4 protein-coding genes are annotated in these 2,026 nt (G+C 35.9%); 2 read left to right on the forward strand and 2 right to left on the reverse strand.

From position 1 onward, the window contains the following. On the reverse strand, positions 1–229 hold a 229-nt coding region (tnpA, locus tag EZ449_RS22410; protein WP_131561790.1), incomplete at its 3' end, for an IS66 family insertion sequence element accessory protein TnpA. 150 nt (positions 230–379) lie between these two features. Here tnpA and EZ449_RS22415 point away from each other — a divergent pair. Together EZ449_RS22415 and EZ449_RS22420 are read left to right on the forward strand one after the other, a co-directional pair. Beyond that, entirely contained in the window at positions 380–808 is a 429-nt protein-coding gene (locus EZ449_RS22415) for a hypothetical protein (protein WP_131563114.1), read from the forward strand. A gap of 161 nt (positions 809–969) precedes the next feature. Beyond that, on the forward strand, positions 970–1,665 hold the full coding sequence (locus EZ449_RS22420) for a hypothetical protein (RefSeq protein WP_131563115.1): 696 nt from the start codon (positions 970–972) through the stop codon (positions 1,663–1,665). A gap of 93 nt (positions 1,666–1,758) precedes the next feature. On the opposite strand, the gene EZ449_RS22425 is transcribed toward EZ449_RS22420, so the two are convergent. Next, positions 1,759–2,026 (reverse strand): IS66 family transposase (locus tag EZ449_RS22425; RefSeq protein ID WP_131557664.1); only part of this gene is annotated, 268 nt, incomplete at its 5' end.

The following is a 2,026-nucleotide window of genomic DNA, read 5'->3' on the forward strand; positions in this document are numbered from 1 at the left end:
CCTTGATAATTACTCCGTTTGGGTAAATAACCTCTACAGCTGTCGAAATAGCAACTGGAGGGATGGTAACTCTAACAAAATTGGGAACAGCTTGTTTTCGTCTATTGCGCGATACCCAGTTGGCAAAAGTGGTACGTTTGACTCCAAGGGTCTTGCAGTATTCATTCTGGCTAAGCCCACTGGTGCGCCAAGCCTCAACTGCTAACATTTTTTCTTCTGATGTTCTCATATATTTCTTTTATGCAAAGAAAAACATCGTGAAAGTTATTTAAAAGATGTACTTGGTAGGCTGCTTACAAAACATTGGCAGTTTTTTTTAATCATTATAGTAGGTTGTATACTTAACAATTTCACTATTAAAGGCGACCCGACCTCTACCATGATTATCAGAATCCTGGGTGCAATCATTTATTCATTATGGCCAATATTGACTGGGAATGAATTAAATCAATTATTACCAAAGAGAGTTGAAGTAAACTTCAATTTCTTTCTTATAAATATTTTCATTTGTCTCGGGACCTTTATATCTATCCTCATTTTGTCAAGTGGCGAGGGAATGACATTTTCGGGAATTTATGCTATTCCAATGTTTTATGTTTTTTTTGCTATTCTATATTGTCTAGCTTTCCCTGTGAAATTGTTGAAGTGCATTGAGACCGGTAAAGAGGTAAGCCTAGGACAATACATTGGCGATTTTTTTCTTGTGCTATTTTTACCGGTTGGAATTTGGTTTTTACAGCCGAGAGTAAATAAGGTTGTAGAAAATGTAAGACTTGCTCGTTTAGAAGCCCAGGACAAAATAATCTAGCTACTGCAAATAACAACGGCTTGGCAAAAGTAGCGGAAAATTCTTATCCAACCCTGTAAATCTTTTAGTAAATTTATCTTAACCGCCACCATCGCAAAGCTGCAAAACGTTACCACCAATAAAATGGACGACACAACAACACATAACAAATTGACTGACATTTGGGACAAATACAACCAAGTGAGAGTAGCTGGCGACAAAAAAAAACCGCTAATAAACTTTTGGTGGACTACATTGACTTATTAAAACAACAAGACGAAAATGACATCAAAATATTCGTTGACAATATTTGTAGTTTGACATTGGACGCTGACGACAAAATAATATACAATAACGGAACAGAAGTATCGGAAAAAGACATCAGAATTCAACATTCACTTTTCAAAGAAATTATTCTACCAATACTTAAAGACCAATATAAAAGCGACAGTGCAAAACACATCAAATGGATTGGACAATTGGAACAATTTTTCTATTCTGACAATGCCACTACCGAAGCGTTTTTAAAAGAATTAAATATCACAGCGTATTTTGAAGCAAGACATTTTTTTGAAAAATCTTTTGCCATAGACAATAATCAAAAGACACTTTCATCGTTGCTAAATAGAATTGCTCAGGACATCAACTATTATAGACACGAAGTTCCAATAGGTGTTCTTGTTGACCCAGACGTTTTAGACAAAGAGGTAATAACCTTTCGACAATATTGGCAAAAATGCGACTCAAAGATTGTTTGGGAAGCTGTTTTGACTGAATGGGAATTAATCGCAAAGCATTGGACACTTTATCTTTCGACCCAAGACCAATATGACAACTTTGAAAACTATTTAAAAAAAAATAAAGTTCAACTTGACTGAAAAATTTACTGGTGCCAACATTGCATTGGCGTTATGGCGGCTGACGAATATAGGCTCAACTGTTGGTATGCAGCCTATAAAGTACATATTTAATTAACCATTTATATTTTTAAAGTTCTGTGGATACAGGTCTTTAATTTTCTTGTGGTTTATGGACATAATATTTTCCAGCGTGTATTTAAGCCACTTGTAGGGATTAACCTCATGTTTTTTGCAGATCGCAAAGAAAGAATAGATCATTGCTGATCTTTGCGCCGCTTCGTGGCTTCCTGCAAAGAGATAGTTTTTCCTGCCCAGGCTCACCGGTCTTATTGCATTTTCTACCAGGTTGTTGTCGATTTGAAGGCTGCCATCATAAAGG

The sequence above is a fragment of the Pedobacter frigidisoli genome (assembly GCF_004331675.1).
Lineage (GTDB): Bacteria > Bacteroidota > Bacteroidia > Sphingobacteriales > Sphingobacteriaceae > Pedobacter > Pedobacter frigidisoli.

Bases quoted from the DNA above. Each gene is read 5' to 3' on its own strand.
- EZ449_RS22415 (WP_131563114.1), top strand. From the start codon at position 380: ATGATTATCAGAATCCTGGGTGCAATCATTTATTCATTATGGCCAATA.